This window comes from Psychrobacillus sp. (assembly GCF_056205495.1).
The window spans coordinates 1-2,204 of the sequence record NZ_JBAEAP010000514.1; the positions used below are offsets into that span (position 1 = coordinate 1).

General features: G+C 38.7%; 1 protein-coding gene. It reads left to right on the top strand.

Going from position 1 to position 2,204, the window contains the following annotated elements:
* Positions 1-2,204 (top strand): PolC-type DNA polymerase III (locus AC06OU_RS14655; protein ID WP_475856759.1); only part of this gene is annotated, 2,204 nt, incomplete at both ends.

Here is a 2,204-nt window from a genome sequence, read left to right on the forward strand (position 1 = left end):
ATACTGCAAAAGAAAAAAGAGTCGAGTTACATATGCACACTCCGATGAGTCAAATGGATGCGGTTTCTTCTGTATCGGCGTTAGTTTCTCAAGCAGCAAAGTGGGGCCACCAGGCAGTAGCCATAACGGACCATGCGAATGTGCAATCATTTCCGGAAGCGTATGCTGCTGGTAAAAAGAATGGCATTAAAATTTTATATGGACTAGAAGCTAATCTAATTCATGACGGTGTTCCAATAGCTTATGACGAGCAGCATATCCCACTTGAGGATGCAATTTATATAGTTTTTGACGTAGAAACAACCGGTTTATCCGCCACATATGACAAAATCATTGAGCTTGCTGCAGTTAAAATGCAAAATGGCAATATTATAGATAAGTTTGAAAGATTTGCGAATCCACATCATGCTTTATCAGCTACAACAATTGAGCTTACAGGTATCACAGATGATATGGTTCGCAATTCACCAGAAATAGAAGACGTTATACGGGATTTTCATGAGTTTATTGGAGACGGCATAATTGTTGCCCATAACGCATCGTTTGATATGGGCTTTTTATACGAGGGGTATAGAAAGTGTGGCATTGATCACTTTAATCATCCAGTAATTGATACGTTAGAGCTGGCTAGGTTTTTACATCCAGAGATGAAAACACATAAACTAGGTACTCTAGCCAAAAAGTTTAATATTGAATTAACACAGGCCCACCGAGCAATTTTTGACTGTGAAGCAACTGGTTATTTACTTCTTCACCTACTAAAAGAAGCAGAAGAAAAGGATATCCATTATCATGATGACTTTAATAAGCACATAGGCCAAGGTGATTCTTACAAAAGAGCTAGACCATCTCACTGCACAATTTTAGCTGTTAATGATGAGGGTCTTAAAAATCTATTTAAGCTAGTGTCATTGTCACATACAACAACTTTCTATCGAGTACCACGTATTAAGCGTTCAGTACTGCAAAAGCATAGAGCTGGATTGATCATTGGCTCTGGCTGCGATAGAGGTGAGGTATTTGAGGGGCTGATGCAAAAGCCTTTAGAAAAGGTTGAGGAGATTGCGAGTTTCTATGATTATCTGGAGGTTCATCCGAAGGAAGTCTATGCTCATTTAATAGAAATGGAACTAGTAAGAGATGAGTGGAATCTAGAAGATATTATTCGCAAATTAATTAAAGTAGGGAAAAAGCTGGGGAAACCAGTAGTAGCTACTGGTAACGTACATTATTTACATGAAAATGATGCGATGTTCCGAAAAATCCTTGTCAATTCGCAAGGAGGAGCAAACCCGCTTAATAGGCATGAGCTTCCTAAGGTACATTTTAGAACGACAAATGAAATGCTTGATGCTTTCTCGTTCTTAGGGGAAGAGCTAGCAAAAGAGATCGTTATAACAAACCCTAATAAAATTGCGGACTCAATCGAAGACATAAAACCGATTAAAGATGATTTATATACTCCAAAAATTGAAGGTGCTGATGAAGAGGTTAGAGAACTGACCTATACAAAAGCAAAACAAATTTATGGAGAGAATATACCTGAGATTGTGGAAGCTCGTATAGAAAAAGAGCTTACATCAATTATTGGACATGGTTTTGCCGTTATCTATCTAATATCTCATAAGCTAGTAAAGAAATCTCTAGATGATGGTTACTTAGTTGGTTCGCGTGGTTCTGTAGGCTCGTCACTTGTAGCAACATTAATGGATATAACAGAGGTCAATCCTATGCCTCCTCATTATGTCTGCCCAAGCTGTAAGCATTCGGTGTTCTTCCAAGATGGCTCAGTTGGTTCTGGATTCGATTTACCAAATGCCAGCTGTGAAAAATGTGATACTCCTTATGTAAAAGAAGGACAAGATATTCCTTTCGAAACATTCTTAGGATTTAAAGGCGATAAGGTACCAGATATCGACTTAAACTTCAGTGGAGAATATCAGCCGATCGCACATAATTACACGAAGGAACTGTTCGGGGAAGAATATGTATTTAGAGCGGGAACAATAGGAACTGTTGCAGAGAAAACTGCCTACGGGTACGTGAGAGGCTACATGAATGATAACAATATAAATTTACGTGGAGCTGAAATCGATCGCCTCGTACAAGGATGTACAGGAGTAAAACGAACTACAGGGCAACATCCCGGCGGTATTATTGTTGTACCTGACTATATGGATATTTATGATTTTTCACCAATTCAG